Consider the following 20,016-nt stretch of genomic DNA (forward strand, 5'->3'; position numbering starts at 1 on the left):
AGAATCCGATGGACAGGTTATGGAAAGGTTTAGAGAAAATTAAGTATTCTTTCATTGAGAAGCCATCCCATATCATGTATAATGAAGAAAAGAAAATTCCAATGAGATCAGTGAGGTACATAAATAAATGAATATTACTATGAATCCCAGCGGCGGCCTGGTACAGTCTGCCGTAAATGCTCCTATGACCGTGGATATCCCGGACAGCTTTCTCAATGAGGCGCTCCAGTTCCGGGAGATGATGATGATGTATACCTGTGCCATCCGGGAGGTGAAGACCAAGTTGGAGGTGCTCAACGACGATCTGGCGGTGCGCTACCAGAGAAATCCCATCCAGATGATCAAATCCAGGGTGAAGAAGCCGTTAAGCATCCTGGAAAAGCTGAAACGCCGGGGATATCCGGTGAGCGTCCAGTCGGTGGCGGAAAACCTTTACGATGTGGCCGGGATCCGGGTGATCTGCTCCTTCATCGACGATATTTATGTGGTGGCTGAGATGCTGGCCCGCCAGGACGATGTGAACGTTCTTATGGTAAAGGACTATATCCGCTGTCCCAAGGTCAACGGCTACCGCAGCTACCATATGATCATTGAGATCCCCGTATTCTTTTCCGACCGGAAGGAGAAGATGCGGGTGGAGGTCCAGATCCGTACCATGGCCATGGACTTCTGGGCCAGCCTGGACCACCAGATGAAGTATAAAAAGGATCTGGACGACTCGGGCGAGATCAGCGAGGAATTAAAGGAGTGCGCGGAGATCATTGCCCAGACGGACTTAAAGATGCAGTCCATCCGGCAGAAGATCGAGAACCGGGCAGATCCGTCCAGGCTCCTGCAGTTTGACAAGGATTAACAGCCGTCTGGCAGGCCGGTGCGGCCAATAGGCCAAATGGCTGGATGTCCAAAGTTTAGTACAGATAACGGGACAGGGTTTCGGTGATGCGGAACCCTGTTTTTTTATACAGGGAAAGGGCCGGGCCGTTGGAGCCGGATACCTGGAGCGTCACTGGAAGAGGCTCCCGTTCTGCCAGGAAGGACAGAACCTTTATAAGCAGGCTGGTCCCGAAGCCCTGCCCCCTCTGGCCCTCCCGGATCTCAAAGCCGTACAGGTAATAGTGGGTGCCGTAAAGGGAGATGTTCAGAGAGCCGTGGGCGTCAGAAAAGACCAGGATGGCCTGTTCTCCCTCCATGGCCTCTGTGACCGTCAGATATCCCGTTTTTCCCATGCCTTTTATGGCAGAGACGGCATCTGATGCCAGCTCCATCATATGTTCGTCAGAAAGAAGCTCTGCGCCCAGGGCCGTTACGGCCTCCAGGGCATCGGGGCTTTTTTTGTCTACATAGAATAAAAGCTCCGTATCCTCCGGAAGAAGGGAAAGGCCCTTTTCAAGAACGGCTCCAAAGATGCCGTTTCTCCGGCAGTCCGGCCGGGTGAAGGCGGTGCATTCATAAACGGTCTCGTCCTCCTTTAAAAGCGCGGCTGCGCACAGGAGACGGCCGTTTTCCCAGGCAAGAAGATAATGATCGGCTTCCTCCGTGGGAAAGGTCAGGGAAACGGGCTCTTTTTTATAGCATGCGTCCAGAAGAAGGAAAATTTTATCCTTTTCTCTGGGTGTCAGGCTGGAAGAAATGGTGATATCCATAGAAGAATCCTCCTGGTATAGTCTGATCCGGGTCAGGACAATGGCCTGTTTTGTCCCCTGATTCCCGGATCCAGTATCTCAGATAGTAACAGGTATCAGATGGAAATGCAAGAAGGCCGGAAGAAAATGCGGAAAATTCTGTATAATTTGTTGCCCGGAGAGACAGACGGTGCTAAAATGGGGACATTCATAAGGAGAGGAGAATAATTATGAAATATCTGAAGGAAATCGCCATTATCTTTGGGATCACCATGACCGGCGAGCTTTTGAACCAGTGGATCCCGTTTCCGGTGCCCGCAGGAGTTTACGGCCTGTTCATCCTTCTTGGGCTTTTATGCTCCGGGGCGGTGAAGCTTCAGGACGTCCAGGCCACCGGCAATCTGCTGCTGGATCTGATGCCTCTGATGTTCATTCCGTCAGCAGTGGGCCTCATTGAGAAATTTGACGAACTGAAGGCCATCCTGGTCCCCTTTTTCGTCATCACCGTGGTTTCCACGCTGGTCGTCATGACGGTGACGGGAAAATCGGCAGAGTGGATCATCAGACGACAGAAAAAGGAGGAGAACTAGATGCCGTTATATTTTGGGATGTTTGTAAGTGTGGCCGCCTATCTTGTGGGCATGGCCTTAAAGAAAAAACTGGGCTGGGCCATTCTGAACCCCCTTCTGGTAGCGATCCTTCTGGTGATGGCCCTTTTAAAGGCCACAGGGATCTCTTACGGGGATTATAACCAGGGGGCGTCCTACATCAGCTATTTTCTGACACCGGCCACGGTCTGTCTGGCGATCCCCCTTTATAAGCAGCTGGAGCTTTTAAAGAAAAACCTTGCCGCTGTTCTCTGCGGCATCACCACCGGAGTGGCAGGAAGCGTCCTGAGCATTTTTGCCATGTCCCTGGTGTTCCGTCTGGAGCATGTGCATTATGTATCCCTGCTTCCCAAATCCATCACCACAGCCATCGGTATGGGCGTGGCGGAGGAGGCCGGAGGCATCGTGACCATCACCATCGTCAGCATCATATTTACCGGCATCCTGGGGAACATCGTGGCAGAAGGCTGGTTTAAGCTGGTGGGGATCCGGGAGCCCATTGCAAAGGGACTGGCCCTGGGAACGGCGGCCCATGCCATCGGGACTTCCAAGGCCCTGGAGCTGGGAGAAGTGGAGGGCGCCATGAGCAGCCTTTCCATTGCCGTAGCAGGCCTGATGACCGTGATCGCCGTTCCCCTGATGGCGGGACTGATCGGATAAGAAAGCCCCGGAGCCGGGAGGCATGTCCGGGAGGAAAGGAGAGTTTTTATGGCAGAGGCATTAAAAAAACGCAGTGAGATGGATCCGCAGTTCCAGTGGGATCTGCGGGATCTGATCCCCACAGAGGAGGCTCTGGAGGAGCTTTTTGCAGAGCTGGAAAGCGGGATCGGACGGTATGATGGCTTTAAGGGCCGTTTAGGGGAGGACGCGGCTGTGCTGAAGGAGTACCTGGATCACGATGTGGCCATGGATCTGAAATTTTCCAGGCTTCTGGCTTACGCGATCCAGAAAAGAGACGAGGATACGTCCCAGAGCGCTTCCCAGGCCCTTTTATCCCGGGCGCAGCTTCTTTTATCCCGGGCCATGGAGGCATCCTCCTTTGCAGAGCCGGAGCTCCTTGGGATACCGGAACCGGTCATGAAGGGCTTCCTGGAAGACGGAGCGCTTTCCGGGTACCGGCTGTATCTGGAGCGGATCCTGGCCAGGAAGGAGCATATGCTGGGAGAAAGGGAGGAACGGCTCCTGGCGGGCTTTGGCCAGACGGCGGCGGCTCCTTCGGCGATCTTTACCATGTTCAACAATGCAGACGTCCGTTTCCAGGCAGTCCGCGGGGGAGACGGAGAGGAGATCCCTGTGACCCACGGCTCCTACGGAACGCTGATGGAAAGCCGGGACTGGAGTCTGAGGCAGGCGGTCTTTCATAGTTATTACAGCAGCTACCGCCAGTTTTCCAATACTCTGGCAGCAGCCTATGAGGGCCATGTAAAGCAGGCCTGCTTTACGGCCAGAGCGAGAAATTACAGCTCCAGCCGGGAAATGTCCCTGGCGGCCAACGAGGTGCCGGAGCAGGTCTATGACAGCCTTCTGGAGACCATTGGAAACCGGCTTCCGGCCCTGCACAGGTATGTGAGGCTGAGAAAGGAACGGCTGGGCCTTCCAGAGATCCATATGTACGACCTGTTTGTCCCCCTGGCCGGAGGGACGGATAAGAAGTATCCCTATGAGGAGGGGAAAAGGCTGATCCTGGAGGGGTTAAAGCCTCTGGGAGAGGAGTATGGGAAGCTTTTGGAAACGGGCTTTTCCAGCCGGTGGATCGATGTCTACGAAAACCAGGGAAAGAGGAGCGGCGGATACTCCCGTCATGTATACGGCTGTCATCCCTATGTGCTCATGAGCTATACGGACAGCCTGGATTCGGTCCTTACCCTGGCCCATGAGATGGGCCACTCCCTCCATTCCTGGTATTCGGATCACGCCCAGCCGCCGGCCTACGCCGGGTATACCATTTTTGTAGCGGAGGTGGCATCCACCTGCAACGAGGTGATCCTGTTCCAGCACATGATCCGCCAGGCAGGGACCAGGGAGGAGAAGGAATCCCTGATCTTCCAGCTTCTGGACCGGTTCCGCTCCGTAATGTTCCGCCAGACCATGTTTGCCGAATTTGAGTGGGAGACCCATAAGATGTGCCGGGACGGGATCCCTCTGACTGCGGACGCTCTCTGCTCTCTTTATCACGGGCTCAATGAAAAATATTTTGGCCCGGATATGTGCGTGGATCCGGAGATCGACGTGGAGTGGGCACGGATCCCCCATTTTTACTATACTTTCTACGTGTACCAGTACGCCACGGCCTTTGCCGCTGCCGTTACCATCGGCCAGAGGATCTTCGACGGAGATAAAAATGCCCTGGAGGGCTATTTTAACTTTTTAAAGGGCGGATCCTCCATGAAGCCCACAGAGCTTTTAAAACTCTGCGGCCTTGATATGGAGGGGCCGGGAGTGGTAAACGCTGCTCTGGATGTGTTTGAGTCTCTGCTGGGATCCCTGGAATGATCATGGAAACTCCCTTCTTTCAAGCCCCAAATCTTTTCACTTGGGGCTTGAAAGCCGTTCTTTCTTATGCTAAAATCTATAAGAATAAGGTTTTATAGGAAATAGAAATACAGGAAATGGAACTGCATTGAAGGAGGAAACTATGATTAGTCAGCTGGTACAGAAGATTCAGAAAACAAAGGCGCCTATCTGTGTTGGTCTTGACCCGATGTTAAGCTACATTCCGTCTCACATCGTCCAGAACGCGTTTAAGGAGTTTGGAGAGACATTAGAAGGAGCTGCGGAAGCCGTATGGCAGTTCAATAAAGAAATCGTTGACAGCACCTATGATCTGATTCCCTCAGTGAAACCCCAGATTGCCATGTATGAGCAGTTTGGCATTGAGGGACTTAAAATATATGCCAGAACCGTGGAATACTGCAAGAAAAAGGGACTTCTGGTGATCGGAGACGTAAAGCGCGGCGATATCGGCTCCACGTCCTCTGCCTATGCGGTGGGACATCTGGGAAAGGTAAAGGTCGGCAGCAATGTATGCTCCGGTTTTGATACTGATTTTATCACTGTGAACCCGTATCTGGGAACCGACGGCGTAAAGCCCTTCGTGGACGTGTGCCGGGAAGAGGACCGCGGACTGTTCGTCCTTGTAAAGACCTCCAATCCCTCCAGCGGCGAGTTCCAGGACCGCCTCATCGACGGAAGGCCGCTGTACGAGCTGGTGGCTGAAAAGGTCGTGGAGTGGGGCGCAGACTGCATGGACGGTACATACAGCAATGTGGGAGCCGTTGTGGGAGCCACCTATCCGGAAATGAGCAAGATCTTAAGAAAGCTGATGCCCCATACCTACTTCCTGGTGCCGGGCTACGGCGCCCAGGGCGGCACGGCAAAGGATCTGGCCAACTGCTTCAATGAAGACGGACTCGGCGCGGTGGTCAACTCCTCCCGCGGCATCATTGCGGCTTACAAGCAGGAAAAATACGCCAAGTTCGGCCCGGAGCATTTCGCAGAGGCGTCCAGACAGGCAGTTATGGACATGATCGCTGATATCAACAGTGTTCTCTAGGAGGAAGCCATGGCACAGAAAAAAGTGAGAGCAGCAATCGTAAGCCAGGAAAAGCTGGCGGAGGGGATCTTCAGCATGTGGCTGGATGCGCCGGAAATGGCAGCGGCGTCCAGACCCGGCCAGTTCATCGCAGTCTACACCAACGACCCCTCAAAACTTTTACCGCGGCCCATCAGTATCTGTGAAGCTGATAAGGAAAAGGGAAGACTGCGCATCGTGTACAGGATCGCCGGAGCCGGGACTCTGGAGTTTTCCGGATACCAGGCCGGGGATACGCTGGACATCATGGGTCCTCTGGGAAACGGGTTTCCGTTAAAGGATAAGAAGGCCTTTCTTATCGGAGGAGGCATCGGGATCCCGCCGATGTTAGAGCTGGCAAAGAACTTAGAATGCGAAAAGACCGCCGTTTTAGGTTACCGGGATGCGGAGACCTTCCTGGCAGATGAGATCGGAAAATACGCAGAGGTGGTCATCGCCTCTGAGGATGGAAGCGTCGGAACGAAAGGAAACGTCATCGATGCCATCCGGGCGGGCAGCTTAAAGGCCGATGTGATCTATGCCTGCGGTCCTACGCCCATGTTAAAGGCCCTTAAGGCGTATGCAGCAGAAAACGGCATCGAGTGCTGGATCTCCCTGGAGGAGAAGATGGCCTGCGGCATCGGCGCATGTCTGGGCTGCGTCTGCCACAGTAAGGACGTGGACGAGCACAGCAACGTGAAAAACAAGAGAGTCTGCAAGGACGGCCCCGTATTCTTAGCGGATGAGGTGGAGCTGCTTTCCTCTGAGGAGCAGAGGGAGCGGATCGCCGGCGGCTGTATGTGCGGAACGGTAAAAGTAAAGGAGGATTAAGCATGAACACAAAGGTGAATTTAGCCGGAGTCCAGCTTAAGAATCCGGTGATGACCTGCTCCGGTACCTTCGGGTCCGGTATGGAATACGGCGAGATGGTGGATCTGAACCGTCTGGGAGCCGTGGTGACCAAGGGGATCGCCAATGTACCCTGGCCGGGAAATCCGACGCCCAGGGTGACAGAGGTATACGGCGGCATGTTAAACGCCATCGGCCTTCAGGGACCGGGTGTGGATGTGTTTATCGAACGGGATATCCCGTTTTTAAAGCAGTATGATACGAAGATCATCGTAAATGTCTGCGGAAAAACAAAGGAAGATTATCTGGACGTGGTGGAGCGCCTGGGCGAGACGGATGTGGACATGCTGGAGATCAACATCTCCTGTCCCAACGTAAAAGCCGGAGCCCTGGCCTTTGGACAGGATCCGAAGGTGGCGGAGGATATCACAGCCGCCATTAAAAAAGTGGCAAAGCAGCCGGTGATCATGAAGCTTTCTCCCAATGTGACGGATATTTCCGAAATGGCAAAGGCTGTGGAGGCAGGAGGAGCCGACGTGGTATCCCTGATCAATACCATTACGGGAATGAAGATCGATATCAACCGGAGGACCTTTGCCCTGGCCAATAAGACCGGCGGAATGTCCGGTCCGGCGGTGAAGCCGGTGGCGGTGCGTATGGTGTACCAGGCAGCCCAGGCAGTGAAGATCCCGGTGATCGGCATGGGCGGCATCATGACTGCCGACGACGCCATGGAATTTATCCTGGCCGGAGCCACAGCCGTGGCAGTGGGAACGGCCAACTTCGTGAACCCCTGCACAACGGCAGAGATCGTGGACGGGATCGAAGCGTACATGAAAAAGTACGGAGTGGAAGATATCAATGAGCTGATCGGGGCGGTCCGTTAGGGCCAGTGTCCCGCATCCGCAAAACAGAGAAAGGATTCGGAAAATGGAAAAATATAAGCAGGAATTTATTGAATTTATGGTGGACTGTGGCGTTTTAAAGTTTGGTGATTTCGTAACAAAGAGCGGAAGAAAGACCCCGTTCTTCGTGAACACAGGCTTTTACCGCACCGGCGCCCAGTTAAGAAAGCTGGGAGAGTACTATGCAAAGGCCATCCAGAATACCTTTGGAACAGAGTTTGACGTGCTGTTCGGACCGGCTTACAAGGGAATCCCCCTGACCGTTGCTGCCAGCATGGCCTTAAGCGAGCATTTTGACGCAGATATCAAATACTGCTCCAACAGAAAAGAGGTAAAGGACCATGGCGATAAGGGGATCCTCTTAGGAAGCCCCATTGCCGATGGCGATAAGGTAGTCATCATCGAGGATGTGACCACAGCGGGAACCTCCATCGAGGAGACTCTTCCGATCATCAAGGCCCAGGGGAATGTGGACGTTCTGGGACTGGTGGTTTCTGTGGACCGCTGCGAAAGAGGAAAGGGAGAAAAATCTGCCCTTACAGAGATCCAGGAAAAGTATGGCTTCAAGACCACGGCCATCGTGACCATGAAGGAAGTGGTGGAGCACCTTTACAACAGAGAGTATAAAGGAAAAGTTGTGATCGACGACACATTAAAGGCTGCCATCGATGCATACTATGAGCAGTATGGTGTAAAATAGAGGAGGACACGTCATGGAAAGAATCTATAAGACCATGCGCAATACAGGCGCCGCCAGCATTGCCGTCGGGATCGTAGTCGCTTCTGTGGGCCTGACAGCAGGCATCATCGCCATTATAAACGGCGCTCTGCTCCTTAAGAGAAAATCAGAGATCACATTTTAATCATAAGGTACACCAGATAAGATGCTGTCCTGGGGACGGCATCTTATCTGTGCAAAAAGGGACAAATCGGAAATTGTCAGATGGAAACAATAATATAGAAAGTATCAGGCCCAGGGTCTGTTTGGAATAAAACGTGGATTTTTTTATTAAGAATGAAAGGCACCGGAAGCTGGGCTTCCTGTTTTTTGTCCTGTATCTGGTGCTGCTGACGTATTTTTTGTTTTTTGCGGAGGAGATGGGGCGGACTCCCGGCATACGGGCCGGTTACAGCTATAATCTGACCCCATTAAAGGAGATCAGGCGCTTTCTGACCCATGCGGATGTGCTGGGCTGGAGAGCCGTATTTTTAAATATTGTCGGAAACATGGCGGCGTTCATGCCATTTGGGTTCTTCCTTCCGGAGATATGGAGCCGGGTGGACCGCTGGTACACCACGACCCTTCTGGGAGCGGTGTTCAGCCTCTGTATCGAGACGACCCAGCTGGTCTTCCGGGTGGGAAGCTTTGACGTGGACGACCTGCTTTTAAATACCATCGGAGCTCTGGCAGGGTATCTGACCTTCTGCGGAGCCAGAAAGATATGGAGAAGATATAGTGCAGCGTATCGGAAATAAAGTATCGTATATAAAAAAGCCCCTGGCAAAGGCCAGCCTTGTGGCAGCGGGGTTAGCGGCGGTTTCCCTTCTCTTTGGAGCCGCCGCCCTGGCCCTGGGGTATGTGACCGGGGGAAATGCGCCGTTGGTGGCGGCCGCTCTGGGATTCTGCAGCATCCTGACGGCGGCCTCGTCCCTGGTCTATGGGATCTTTTCTTTTTTAGAGAGGGAAAAGAATTATATACTGGCAAAGGCCAGCCTCATAGCCGCAGGGATCCTGGTGGTCCTGTGGCTGGCGGTGATCTTTATAGCCCTGTAAACGGGTATATCGTAAAATAATGGGAAGCCGGTCCGGCCTGGAGCCGGGCAGGGCGGAAAATGGAGGGAAAAATGGAACAGCAGCTGATCAGAGAGCGGTATGAGCTTTCCATGGCGCGGATCCTTAAATTTCAGGAGGAGCAGACGGTAACGGAGCCGTACAGGGATTTCTTTACGGCCATGTCCCGGTTTATCGGGCTCTGCGGCAGAGTCATGGAGGCAGTGGAGGAAGGAACTTTTGGTTCCTGGACCGGAGAGGAGCTTAAGGAGCTCAATGAAAAGCTCTATGAGGATATCCGGGGGGACCGGTATGAGACGAGCTACGGAAATCCGGCCTGGGCGGTGAGCCGGCTGGGAAAGGAGCTGGGAAGGCTGCTCTGCTTCCTGTACGCCGAGATCCGGGGCGATATCGCCTACGCCTTTGAGGGACGGATGCTGGAAATGGTCATCGGAAACGAGGCCCTGATCGAGATCTATAATCTGTTCGAGGAAGGCGTTCCCACAGAAAGGGAAGTGAAGGACGTCCTGTACTGGTGCGTCAGCGATTACTGCGACGTGACCTTAACATACAGGATCCGGGAATGCCTGGACCCGTCCCTGGACTTTGCAAAGAAGATCATCATGGAAAGCGATCTTTCTGATCTGTCCTACCTGTACCGGTTCGGCGAGTATATTTCAGAGCAGGAGCTCCAGACAGCCGGTTTCCTGAACCGTCTTCCGGAGGAGACCATCCGCTGCATGGCGGATACGTATACCGACGGATATATCCGGGGATTTGCCGTCATGGGCCGCGATCTTTCAAAGAAAAAGACCGTGCTGATCCGTTATCCCCTGGGATTCGAGCGGATGATCCGCCAGGCTGTGAAAAATTTTGAGGCCCATGGGCTTTCTGTGATCTTCATGCGGGCAGCCGTGGACAGCGTCAATAAAAACCCGGCAGGAAGAGCGGGATACACCTCCTCTTCGCCCAATAAGCAGTATGACTATGATCACAGGTATGACAGCGCCGTTTATTATGATAAGGCGTTCCGGGACCGGAAACTTTCCGTTTTAAAGACTGCCTATGAGCAGTACAAAAAGGAAGCCGCAGAATACGCCGGACCGGCTGTGGTGGAGACCTTTGGAGAGGACAGCTTTTCTCCGGTCAATAAGGAGGAGGCCTGGTCCTTCACAGAAAAGCAGCAGAGGCTGTTCCTGGAATACAGGAATCTGTCCATGCCGGTGGTGAACCAGTATATCCCGGGCGACGAGACCAGCTTTACGATCATCGCCTTCCCGCTGCCTTCCATCGGACCGGATTTTGAGGAGATCTTTAAGGAAACCATCGACATCAATACCCTGGATTACGTAAAATACCAGAAGATCCAGCAGCACATCATCGACGCCCTGGACCGGGCGGAGTACGTGGAGGTCCTGGGAAATGGAACGAACCGGACGAACCTCCGCATCGATCTGGCGGAGCTTTCCGATCCGGCCTCCCAGACCCGGTTTGAAAACTGCGTGGCTGATGTAAATATCCCTCTGGGAGAGGTGTTTACATCTCCGAGGCTTTCTGGAACGGAAGGCCTCCTCCATGTGGGAAGCGTTTATATCAGCGGCATCCAGTTTAAAGATCTGACCATGGAATTTAAGGAGGGCCGGGTGACCTTCGTATCCTGCGGCAACTTCCTGGAGGAGCTTTTGCCCCTGGCTGGAGAGCAGGAAAAAAAGGAGGCCGCCGAGGCAGGAAGACGGCTGGTGGTCCAGGAGATCATGAACCAGCATGAGACCCTTCCCATGGGAGAATTTGCCATCGGCACCAATACCACGGCTTACGCCATGGCCGAGCGGTTCGGGATCACAGACCGGCTGCCGATCCTGATCGTGGAGAAAATGGGCCCCCATTTTGCTGTGGGAGACACCTGTTATAGCTGGTCTGAGGACAGCCCCATGTATAATCCCGACGGCAAGGAGATGACTGCCAGGGACAACGAGATCTCCATCTTAAGGAAGGAGAATGTTTCCCGGGCATATTTCGGTGTCCATAAGGACATCACCATCCCCTATAAGGAGCTGGGCAGCATCACCGTCGTGGAGCCTGGCGGAACCCGGGTCCCAATCATAAAGGACGGCCGTTTTGTGCTCCCTGGAACAGAAGAGTTGAACCAGGCACTTGACAGGTAAATAAAAAGCTAGTATTATGATTCATAAGAAGAATGATTCATCTTACTAGCTTTTATTAGAATTACTTATTAATAATCATCTACCTATGAAGGAGTGTTGACAATGGCAAAAGTAAGCATTGTAATGGGAAGCGATTCGGATATGCCGGTAATGGCCCAGGCCGCAGACTTCCTGGAAGAGATGGGGATCGATTTTGAAATGACCATAATTTCCGCCCATAGGGAGCCGGATATTTTCTTTGATTATGCAAAGACCGCCGAGGAGCGGGGAGTAAAGGTGATCATCGCCGGAGCCGGGAAGGCAGCCCATTTACCGGGCATGTGTGCAGCCCTGTTCCCCATGCCGGTCATCGGCATCCCCATGAAAACGTCTGATCTGGGCGGCGTGGACTCCCTTTATTCCATTGTCCAGATGCCCTCCGGCATCCCGGTGGCCACGGTTGCCATCAACGGAGGAAAGAACGCGGGGATCCTGGCAGCGAAGATCCTGGCTGCCTCTGATCCGGAGCTCCTTTCCCGGTTAAAGGCATACTCTGAAAAGATGAAAAACGAAGTCGTAGGAAAAGCGGAGAAGTTAGACAAGACCGGATACAAAGAGTATCTGGCGTCCATGAAGAAATAAGGCGCACAAAACGGAAACACAAACGAAAACCCTGGATTTTAGGAGGAAAGTATGGATTACAAGAAAGCCGGAGTAGATATTGAAGCTGGTTATAAGTCTGTGGAATTAATGAAGGCGCATGTGAAGAAGACCATGCGTGAAGAGGTTTTAGGCGGTCTCGGAGGCTTTTCCGGCGCCTTTTCCCTGGCGAAGATCAAAGAGATGGAGGAGCCTGTGCTGCTTTCCGGTACCGACGGCTGCGGAACAAAGGTGAAGCTTTCCATGATCATGGATAAGCACGATACCATCGGTATCGACGCCGTTGCCATGTGCGTCAACGATATTGCCTGTGCAGGCGGAGAGCCCTTATTCTTCCTGGATTATATTGCATGCGGCAAGAATTATCCGGAAAAGATCGCGGATATCGTTAAGGGCGTGGCCGAGGGCTGCCTCCAGTCGGAAGCTGCTCTGATCGGCGGAGAGACTGCGGAGCATCCGGGTCTCATGGCAGAGGACGAGTACGATCTGGCCGGTTTTGCTGTGGGTGTCTGCGATAAGAAGGAAATGATCACAGGCGAGAACCTGGCTGTCGGAGACGTTCTCATCGGCATGGCCTCCACAGGCGTTCATTCCAACGGCTTCTCTCTGGTGAGAAAGGTGTTTGAGAAGGAAATGGACCGCGAGGGCCTGGATACATATTACGACGAGCTGGGAAAGACCCTGGGTGAGACACTGCTGGCTCCCACCAGGATCTATGTAAAAGCATTAAAGAATGTGAAAAATGCCGGCGTGACTGTAAAGGCGTGCAGCCACATCACAGGCGGCGGATTTTATGAGAACGTTCCCCGTATGTTAAAGGACGGCGTTCATGCTGTGATCAGAAAGGACAGCTATCCTGTACCGCCTATTTTCGGAATGATGCAGAAAAAGGGCCAGATCGAGGAGCAGATGATGTACAATACCTTTAATATGGGGATCGGCATGATCGTTGCCGTGGATCCGGCTGACGCTGAAAAGGCCATGGAGGCCATGCGGGCAGCAGGCGATACGCCGTATATCATCGGTTCCATTGAGGCAGGCGAAAAGGGAGTGACCTTATGCTAAGAGTCGGGGTGCTGGTTTCCGGAGGAGGGACCAATCTCCAGGCCATCCTGGATGCCATGGACCAGGGAAAGATCACCAATGCAGAGGTTGCGGCTGTCATCAGCAATAACCCGGGTGCATACGCCCTGGAGCGGGCCAGGAACCATGGGATCCCGGCAGAGTGCATCTCACCGAAGGATTTTCCGGACCGGGCTTCCTTTAACGAGGCCCTGGTGGCAAAGGTGGATTCCTATGACCTGGACCTGGTGGTCCTGGCAGGCTTCCTGGTAAAGATCCCGGAGGCCATGATCGCAAAGTACAGGAATAAGATCATCAATATCCATCCGTCCCTGATCCCGTCCTTCTGCGGCGTGGGCTATTATGGGTTAAAGGTCCATGAGGCTGCCCTGGCCAGGGGCGTGAAGCTCACAGGAGCTACCGTCCATTTCGTGGACGAGGGCATGGATTCCGGCCCCATCCTTTTACAGAAGGCAGTGGAGGTAAAGCCGGGGGATACGCCGGAGCTTTTGCAGCGGCGGGTCATGGAGGAGGCCGAGTGGGTGATCCTCCCAAGAGCCATTGATATGATCGCCAACGGACAGATATAGAAAGATCGCAGCCCTTGTTTACAGGAGGAGAGGAAAATGAAAGTTCTGATCGTAGGAAGCGGCGGAAGAGAGCACGCCATTGCCTGGAAGACGGCCCAGAGCCGCCGGGTGGATAAGATCTACTGCGCACCGGGAAACGCCGGGATCTCCCAGGTGGCGGAGTGCGTGGATATCAAGCCCATGGAGTTTGAAAAGCTGGTGGCCTTTGCCAAAGAAAAGGAGATCGATCTGACGGTGATCGGCATGGACGATCCCCTGGTAGGCGGTATCGTGGACGCCTTCCAGGAGGCTGGACTGCGGGTATTCGGACCCAACAAGGCAGCGGCTATCCTGGAGGGCTCCAAGGCGTTCTCCAAAAACCTCATGAAAAAATACGGGATCCCAACGGCGGCCTATGAGACCTTTACGGATCCGGAGGCGGCGCTGGCATACCTGGAGACTGCAAAAATGCCCATTGTATTAAAGGCCGACGGGCTGGCCCTGGGAAAGGGCGTGCTGATCTGCCAGGACCTTTCTGAGGCCAGGGCCGGAGTCCGTGAGCTGATGATGGATAAAAAGTTCGGCTCTGCGGGAAACGAGATCGTAGTCGAAGAATTCATGACAGGCCGGGAGGTTTCCGTCCTTTCCTTTGTGGATGGAAATACAGTGAAGATCATGAGCTCTGCCCAGGACCACAAGCGGGCCAAGGACGGAGACCAGGGCTTAAACACCGGCGGTATGGGAAACTATTCCCCCAGCCCCTTCTATACGAAGGAAGTGGACGCCTACTGTCAGGAGCATATTTACCAGCCTACGGTGGACGCCATGAAGGCCGAAGGCCGTCCCTTTAAGGGCGTGATCTTCTTCGGTCTGATGCTGACGGAAAACGGCCCCAAGGTACTGGAATACAATGCCAGATTCGGCGATCCGGAGGCCCAGGTGGTGCTGCCCAGGCTGGAAAATGATATTGTGGATGTATTTGAGGCCTGCATTGACGGGACCCTGGACCAGATCGATCTGAAATTCGATAACGACCGGGCCACCGTCTGCGTGATCCTGGCCTCCGACGGATATCCCGTTTCTTATGAGAAGGGCTTTGTGATCGACGGCCTGGAGAAGTTCAGGGATAAAGAGGATTACTATGTATTCCACTCCGGTACGAAGTTCAACGGCCAGGGCCAGATCGTCACCAACGGCGGCCGGGTACTGGGCGTGACGGCCAACGGAGCCACTGTGAAGGAAGCCAGAGAAAACGCATATAAGGCAGTGAAGGAGATCTCCTTTGCCAACAAATATTACAGGACGGACATCGCCAGGGCGGTGGACGAGGCGTAGGGATATTGGAAAGACCACGGACAGCCGGGAAAAACTGGCTGGCCGTGGTCTTTCTTTTTTCTGCTGTAAAAAAACAATGTGCCGTGACAGGGGTGAAGAATGGGAAAACTGTTTTCAATCAGCCGCCTGTTTCGCAGAAAACCCCATCTGGCATAGTTTGGCGTGGCAATCCTAAAAACATTGAAATACAGGATCTGATTTCTTGCTTCGGTTACTGCAAGCGTAACTGGTTATTATATTCGCGATTGGTTAGAACGAAATGATAAAGACAGCGAACCCGAAAAGGGCCCCCAGAGATTGGTCTCTCTGGGGGTTCGCTTTAGCTGTGGAACAGGGTCCGGTTTCCTTGCTAAGACTGTAATATGCCACGTCTGGGAAAGAGTCAACGGTTTCGTTCCTGGAAAGATATCCAGGACAGATACCCGCGTCAGAAATGGTACGGGACAGGCAGGGAAAACAGGCTGTAAATGATACTGTTTTCATCATATTGTAAGAATAAATAAAGGATTCAGGTGTGACTTTATGATACAATACAAATATACAGAGAACGGTACATGTTTGTCTGGACACAGGAAGGGGTGATGATATGTGGATCTTTCTGATGATCTCATTTGTGCTGGTAATGGCCGAGGCTTTTACCCTGGGAAATGCCGGTGCCAGATACAAGAATAAATACCCGTGTGCCGTAAAGATATTTTTGTTGGGCTATGTGGTATTTGCCGGCTGCTTTGTTTTCCCGGTCCTAAGCCCGGTTTCCCCTCTGGATTTTTCAAAAATTTATTTTCTGGTGGTGTCCTATGGAGTGATCGGTCTGGGATTTGCCAGAGTTTATGGGGCAAAAAAAGAAAAACGGGTTTACCTTCTATCAGTTATCCTGACGATTGCCGGGCTGCTTTGCAGATACCTGCTGGAGTACGGCGAGGTATCCAACACTTACAATTTTACAGTCGGCAATGTCCTGACATACATTTGTATCATGCCTGCTTTTGCTGTGCTGGCATATCATTACATTGCAGAGTATCTGATGTCCCAGTCTTAAAATAGCGGAGGTGCGGTCTATGGAAAAAAGCCAGAACATGGATCAGGATAGAGCTGTTTTTATGAAAGGATCGCAGAACTGCATGGGAAACGGTGAAAGACATCTGACTCAAAAAGAAAGGCGGCGATATTGTGATAAAAAGGATATTTATGTTTTTTGGACTTTCCTGTCTGCTTCTGTCAGGATGCCAGGCTCCTGCCGGGACACCATCGGAACCAGATACCCTTGCCCCCACCGGATACGCTTCTGAAGAGGTACAGCGGATCTCTGTTTTTTATGATGGATCCCTGTACTTGTACAATGCCACTGGCTTTGATCTTCCCAGGGAGGACGGCTGGCAGTTTTTGGGGAATGTAGCTTCCGTCAATAATTTGGAATGGCCTGCGGAGGATTTCTGCGGCACCCATCTGAATCAGGGGCAGGAAATTTATTATGATCCGGAAGAACCGAAAAAATTGTATGTAAAATATGACAGGGGCTTTGCGCTTTTTGAGGCAGAAGAAAATGCTGAGACAGAAAACACCGGAACTCTGGGAATCGGGGCGTCTGAACACCAGGGAACAGAAAATCCCAGCGCCGGGGAATCCGGGGATGATGGCGCCGGGGAGACGATCCAGGCAGAGTCAGAGGCTGGTCTCCTCCAGGGAGTGACCATGGAGATCACGGACGTTACAGAAACAGGGATCACGGTTTCCCTGGTGAACCACACGGAGCTCAATATGGAATTTGGGGAGGAATACAGTCTGGAGGTCTGGAACGGCACAGGCTGGGAGGCGGTTCCATATGAAGATGGCCAGTGGGCCTTTCACAGTATTGCCTATTCCATGCCGGAAAACCAGCCGGTGGAGTGGAAGGCAGACTGGGAAGCGCTTTACGGAACATTGGAACCGGGGCAGTACCGGCTGGTGAAGCCGGTCATGGATTTCCGGGGGCCAGGGGACTTCACAGAGTACGGGCTGACGGCAGAATTTGAGCTTCCGGTCCAGGCGTTACAGGAGCCGCCGGTCCTGAGGCTCCAGGATTCTCTTTCCTCCACCCTGGCGGAGCTTCAGCTGGAGCCGGAAAATTATACATGGCACTGTAAACGCGGAGCCGGCGGAGAAATGCAGGGGATCACAGCCTGCGGAGCCGCTTCCACGGAGGCGTTTCCACAGCAGGATCCGCTGGAGCTTACGCAGTACCAGGGAATGGAAGGCGTTTTATATACAGTATCCTGTACAGTGGTTCCCGACCGGATGAATATAAAAGAATACTCCAGGGCCGACATGGGAAAAGCGGATGCAGAGCCTGTTTCGGAAACAATCTTGGAAGCTGGGGAGCTGCTGGAGCTCAGGCCCGACCGGATGTATGAGATCCTGGCAGAGTGGGACAGCGGCCGGGGAGATGCCAGGGGCTTTTATGGAGAGGCATGTTATCTGGTGGTCACAGAATAGGGGAGCCTGGAGGCTGCTGCAAAAAGCGGGTCATGAACCTGCCCCTTGCAGCAGCCTTTTTTCGTTCATAAAACTGTAAGATTTCTCTTCTTGCACAAATAGGTCTATTATGATAGACTTAAAATACAAAAGGACTATTGCAATAGACCGTGGTAAGGAGGGAATATATGACAGATCTGAAATTGTATGAAAGCGAATACCGGTTTATGGATCTGATCTGGGAGGCGGAGCCGGTGCGGTCCACGGAGCTGGCGAAAATGGCCAGAGAGCGGCTGGAGTGGAAAAAATCCACCTGCTATACGGTTTTAAAGAAGCTGGAGGCCAAGGGCTTTGTAAAGAACGAGGATGCCACGGTCACGTCCTTGATTGGCCGGGAGCAGGTACAGAGGGCCGAGAGCAGCCAGCTGATCGAAAGGAGCTTCGGCGGTTCTCTTCCGGCCTTTCTCAATGCGTTCCTCAGCGGACGCAGGCTGACGGCTGAGGAGGCCAGGGAGCTGCACCGGCTTATCGAGGAAGCCGTTCCCGGGGACGGCGCGTCTGAGGAGGAGCATAGGGAAGAGAAGGGAGGGAGCGTATGAGCCTGTTTGACGTAGGCACGATGACGGAGCTTTTAAACAGAAGCCTGACGGGAGGGGTTGTGATCCTGGCCGTTCTGGCGCTGCGCCTTATGATGAGGCGGTTCCCAAGAAAATATGTGTGTATTTTGTGGCTGGCTGCCTTTGGAAGGCTGCTGTTTTCCATTCCGGTCCCGGCGGCTTCCAGTCTGTTTCCGGCGGCGGAACCGCTCCAACAGGCCGCTGTGGAGGTGGATGGAAGGCCCGGCATGGGCACGGTCCTCCGGCTGTCCACAGGACTGGAGCCGGTGGATTCGGCTGTCAATGAACTTCTTTGGCAGCTTCTGGAGCCTTCTCCAGCGACGTCTGCGGATCCGGTGCAGATCTATGCCTTCGCGTTCCAGTGGCTGTGGCTGGGCGGAATGGTAGTCCTTCTTCTGACAGGGCTTTTCCGGTATGGGCTGCTGAAGCGGCGGATCTCTGATGCAGTCCCGGCGGAGGAGGCCCAGTGTACGGTGAGGGGGAAGCGGCTGGAACGCGTATATATCACGGACCGGATCCAGATGCCCATGGTGCTGGGGATCTGGAAGCCCAGGATCCTCCTTCCGTCTGCCTGCTCTGGTGAAGAGCGGAAAGAGGAGAGGGAGCTGATCCTGGCCCACGAACAGGCCCACAGGCTCCGGTACGACCATGTGACAAAGATATTTGTTTTTGGAGTCCTGGTCATCCACTGGTTCAATCCACTGGCATGGGCCGCCTTCCTCCTGTACTGCCGGGATGTGGAGATGGCCTGTGATGAGAAGGTGATGGAATGGCTGGGAGAGGAAAGCAGGAAGCCCTATTCCCTGGCCCTGCTCCGGTTTGAGGAGGAGAGGAGCGCCCTGCTTATTCCCCTGGCCTTTGGGGAAAGCAGCGCCAGGGAACGGATCCGGCATATTTTAGATTACAGGAAGCCGGGCTCCTGGATGACCGCCCTGGCTCTGCTCCTGGTGGCCCTGGCCGCGGGACTCTTTCTCATGGCTCCGGACGGGAAGGCCCAGAATGCTGTCAGCATCATCGGGGGAGCAGATGGCCCCACCTCGATCTTCCTGGCAGGAAAGACAGGAGACGGGCAGACCGCAGAGTCCTTCAGCATCATCGGGGGAGCGGACGGCCCCACCTCCATTTTCCTGGCGGGAAAGGTTGGGGAAGGAGACGGGGAGGAGAAAGCTCCGGCGGCAGTCCTGGATCTGGAGAAGGCGAAAAAAGAGCCCTATGGTGCAGCGGCGGAGCTGGACTGGGTCAGCGGCGGAAAGATCTCTCTCCACGGCAGCTTCGGGTACCTGTCCTTCCTTCTGAAGGCCAATGGGAAATCCGAGCTGGCCGCGGCCTTTACCCTGGAGGAGGCAGGCCCCATCGTCGTCCAGGGCGACCGGTATACAGAGGTCGTGGGAGGCCGCGATTCGGCTCTTGTGGTGACGGAGGCATATAAGGAGGGCGGAGACAGCCGGATCTTCTGGTATCTGGAGGATGGAGGGACCGTGGAGCCTCTTCCGGAAGATATGACGAAGCTGTTTCTGGAGCAAAGTGGCTCCGGCGTATTCCGGGATGCCCCCCTGGCAGAGGAGTACCGGCAGCAGGTGGAGGAAAAAATAGCGGAGATCCCGGGGAACCATCTGGTATACGGCCCGGTGGAGATCCCGGAAACGGACAGCATCATCTGCGGCTTTCTGGCAGCGGACGGACCGGACCTGGAGGATCTCTGGTACGGGATCTGGTATGAGATGGATGGCCGGATCGAGAAATACGTTCTGTTTCCGTAAGATCTGCGCACGGCTGGATTGATACAAATTTATAAAGATTTTAGAACCAAGCTATTGACAAATCACGACATATATTGCAAACTATAAAAAGT

General features: G+C 53.7%; 21 protein-coding genes. 20 read left to right on the forward strand and 1 reads right to left on the reverse strand.

Annotated features, from left to right (window positions below; translation table 11 throughout):
* Positions 1-127 precede the first annotated feature (127 nt).
* Entirely contained in the window at positions 128-853 is a 726-nt protein-coding gene (locus OCV69_RS02040; RefSeq protein ID WP_022273590.1) for a GTP pyrophosphokinase, read from the forward strand.
* 55 nt (positions 854-908) lie between these two features.
* On the opposite strand, the gene OCV69_RS02045 is transcribed toward OCV69_RS02040, so the two are convergent.
* Positions 909-1,643, reverse strand: coding sequence for a GNAT family N-acetyltransferase (locus OCV69_RS02045; RefSeq protein WP_262562935.1), 735 nt, complete (start codon positions 1,641-1,643; stop codon positions 909-911).
* A gap of 209 nt (positions 1,644-1,852) precedes the next feature.
* Between OCV69_RS02045 and OCV69_RS02050 the strand changes: the two genes are divergently transcribed.
* The 19 genes from OCV69_RS02050 to OCV69_RS02140 all read left to right on the forward strand — a co-directional run bounded on the left by OCV69_RS02050 (position 1,853) and on the right by OCV69_RS02140 (position 19,924).
* Complete coding sequence (locus tag OCV69_RS02050) at positions 1,853-2,212, forward strand: CidA/LrgA family protein (RefSeq protein WP_022273588.1); 360 nt, start codon at positions 1,853-1,855, stop codon at positions 2,210-2,212.
* Positions 2,213-2,890 (forward strand): LrgB family protein, encoded by a 678-nt coding sequence (locus tag OCV69_RS02055; RefSeq protein ID WP_022273587.1) that lies wholly within the window; start codon positions 2,213-2,215, stop codon positions 2,888-2,890.
* Positions 2,891-2,938: 48 nt separating this feature from the next.
* Positions 2,939-4,723, forward strand: coding sequence for an oligoendopeptidase F (pepF, locus tag OCV69_RS02060; protein WP_158357223.1), 1,785 nt, complete (start codon positions 2,939-2,941; stop codon positions 4,721-4,723).
* Positions 4,724-4,865: 142 nt separating this feature from the next.
* A complete protein-coding gene (gene pyrF / locus OCV69_RS02065) occupies positions 4,866-5,783 on the forward strand; it encodes an orotidine-5'-phosphate decarboxylase (protein WP_022273584.1) in 918 nt (305 codons plus the stop codon).
* 9 nt (positions 5,784-5,792) lie between these two features.
* Positions 5,793-6,632, forward strand: coding sequence for a dihydroorotate dehydrogenase electron transfer subunit (locus tag OCV69_RS02070; RefSeq protein WP_158357225.1), 840 nt, complete (start codon positions 5,793-5,795; stop codon positions 6,630-6,632).
* 2 nt (positions 6,633-6,634) lie between these two features.
* Entirely contained in the window at positions 6,635-7,537 is a 903-nt protein-coding gene (locus OCV69_RS02075; RefSeq protein ID WP_158357227.1) for a dihydroorotate dehydrogenase, read from the forward strand.
* Positions 7,538-7,580: 43 nt separating this feature from the next.
* Entirely contained in the window at positions 7,581-8,255 is a 675-nt protein-coding gene (pyrE, locus tag OCV69_RS02080; RefSeq protein ID WP_158357229.1) for an orotate phosphoribosyltransferase, read from the forward strand.
* A gap of 13 nt (positions 8,256-8,268) precedes the next feature.
* Positions 8,269-8,418 (forward strand): hypothetical protein, encoded by a 150-nt coding sequence (locus tag OCV69_RS02085; RefSeq protein ID WP_262562937.1) that lies wholly within the window; start codon positions 8,269-8,271, stop codon positions 8,416-8,418.
* Positions 8,419-8,551: 133 nt separating this feature from the next.
* Positions 8,552-9,031: a VanZ family protein gene (locus OCV69_RS02090; protein WP_022273579.1), complete on the forward strand. Its 480-nt coding sequence runs from the start codon at positions 8,552-8,554 to the stop codon at positions 9,029-9,031.
* Positions 9,012-9,329, forward strand: a complete 318-nt coding sequence (locus tag OCV69_RS02095) for a calcium:proton exchanger (protein ID WP_158357231.1) — start codon at positions 9,012-9,014, stop codon at positions 9,327-9,329. Before OCV69_RS02090 ends, OCV69_RS02095 begins: the two co-directional genes overlap by 20 nt.
* Positions 9,330-9,400: 71 nt before the next feature.
* Complete coding sequence (locus OCV69_RS02100; protein ID WP_158357233.1) at positions 9,401-11,491, forward strand: aminopeptidase; 2,091 nt, start codon at positions 9,401-9,403, stop codon at positions 11,489-11,491.
* Positions 11,492-11,593: 102 nt separating this feature from the next.
* The gene (gene purE / locus OCV69_RS02105; protein WP_022273576.1) at positions 11,594-12,112 is read left to right on the forward strand and encodes a 5-(carboxyamino)imidazole ribonucleotide mutase; all 519 of its coding nucleotides are present in this window, start codon (positions 11,594-11,596) and stop codon (positions 12,110-12,112) included.
* Positions 12,113-12,163: 51 nt separating this feature from the next.
* The gene (purM, locus tag OCV69_RS02110) at positions 12,164-13,195 is read left to right on the forward strand and encodes a phosphoribosylformylglycinamidine cyclo-ligase (protein ID WP_158357235.1); all 1,032 of its coding nucleotides are present in this window, start codon (positions 12,164-12,166) and stop codon (positions 13,193-13,195) included.
* Positions 13,189-13,782: a phosphoribosylglycinamide formyltransferase gene (gene purN / locus OCV69_RS02115; protein WP_022273574.1), complete on the forward strand. Its 594-nt coding sequence runs from the start codon at positions 13,189-13,191 to the stop codon at positions 13,780-13,782. Before purM ends, purN begins: the two co-directional genes overlap by 7 nt.
* A 36-nt stretch (positions 13,783-13,818) precedes the next feature.
* A complete protein-coding gene (gene purD / locus OCV69_RS02120; RefSeq protein WP_158357237.1) occupies positions 13,819-15,096 on the forward strand; it encodes a phosphoribosylamine--glycine ligase in 1,278 nt (425 codons plus the stop codon).
* A gap of 586 nt (positions 15,097-15,682) precedes the next feature.
* Positions 15,683-16,135: a hypothetical protein gene (locus OCV69_RS02125; protein ID WP_158357239.1), complete on the forward strand. Its 453-nt coding sequence runs from the start codon at positions 15,683-15,685 to the stop codon at positions 16,133-16,135.
* A gap of 131 nt (positions 16,136-16,266) precedes the next feature.
* Positions 16,267-17,568: an immunoglobulin-like domain-containing protein gene (locus tag OCV69_RS02130; RefSeq protein ID WP_158357241.1), complete on the forward strand. Its 1,302-nt coding sequence runs from the start codon at positions 16,267-16,269 to the stop codon at positions 17,566-17,568.
* 167 nt (positions 17,569-17,735) lie between these two features.
* Complete coding sequence (locus tag OCV69_RS02135; RefSeq protein ID WP_158357243.1) at positions 17,736-18,146, forward strand: BlaI/MecI/CopY family transcriptional regulator; 411 nt, start codon at positions 17,736-17,738, stop codon at positions 18,144-18,146.
* The gene (locus OCV69_RS02140; protein ID WP_158357245.1) at positions 18,143-19,924 is read left to right on the forward strand and encodes a M56 family metallopeptidase; all 1,782 of its coding nucleotides are present in this window, start codon (positions 18,143-18,145) and stop codon (positions 19,922-19,924) included. The genes OCV69_RS02135 and OCV69_RS02140 overlap by 4 nt, the downstream gene beginning before the upstream one ends.
* The last annotated feature ends 92 nt before the right edge of the window (positions 19,925-20,016 follow it).

Source organism: Alitiscatomonas aceti (assembly GCF_025567195.1).
GTDB classification, from domain to species: Bacteria; Bacillota; Clostridia; order Lachnospirales; family Lachnospiraceae; genus Alitiscatomonas; species Alitiscatomonas aceti.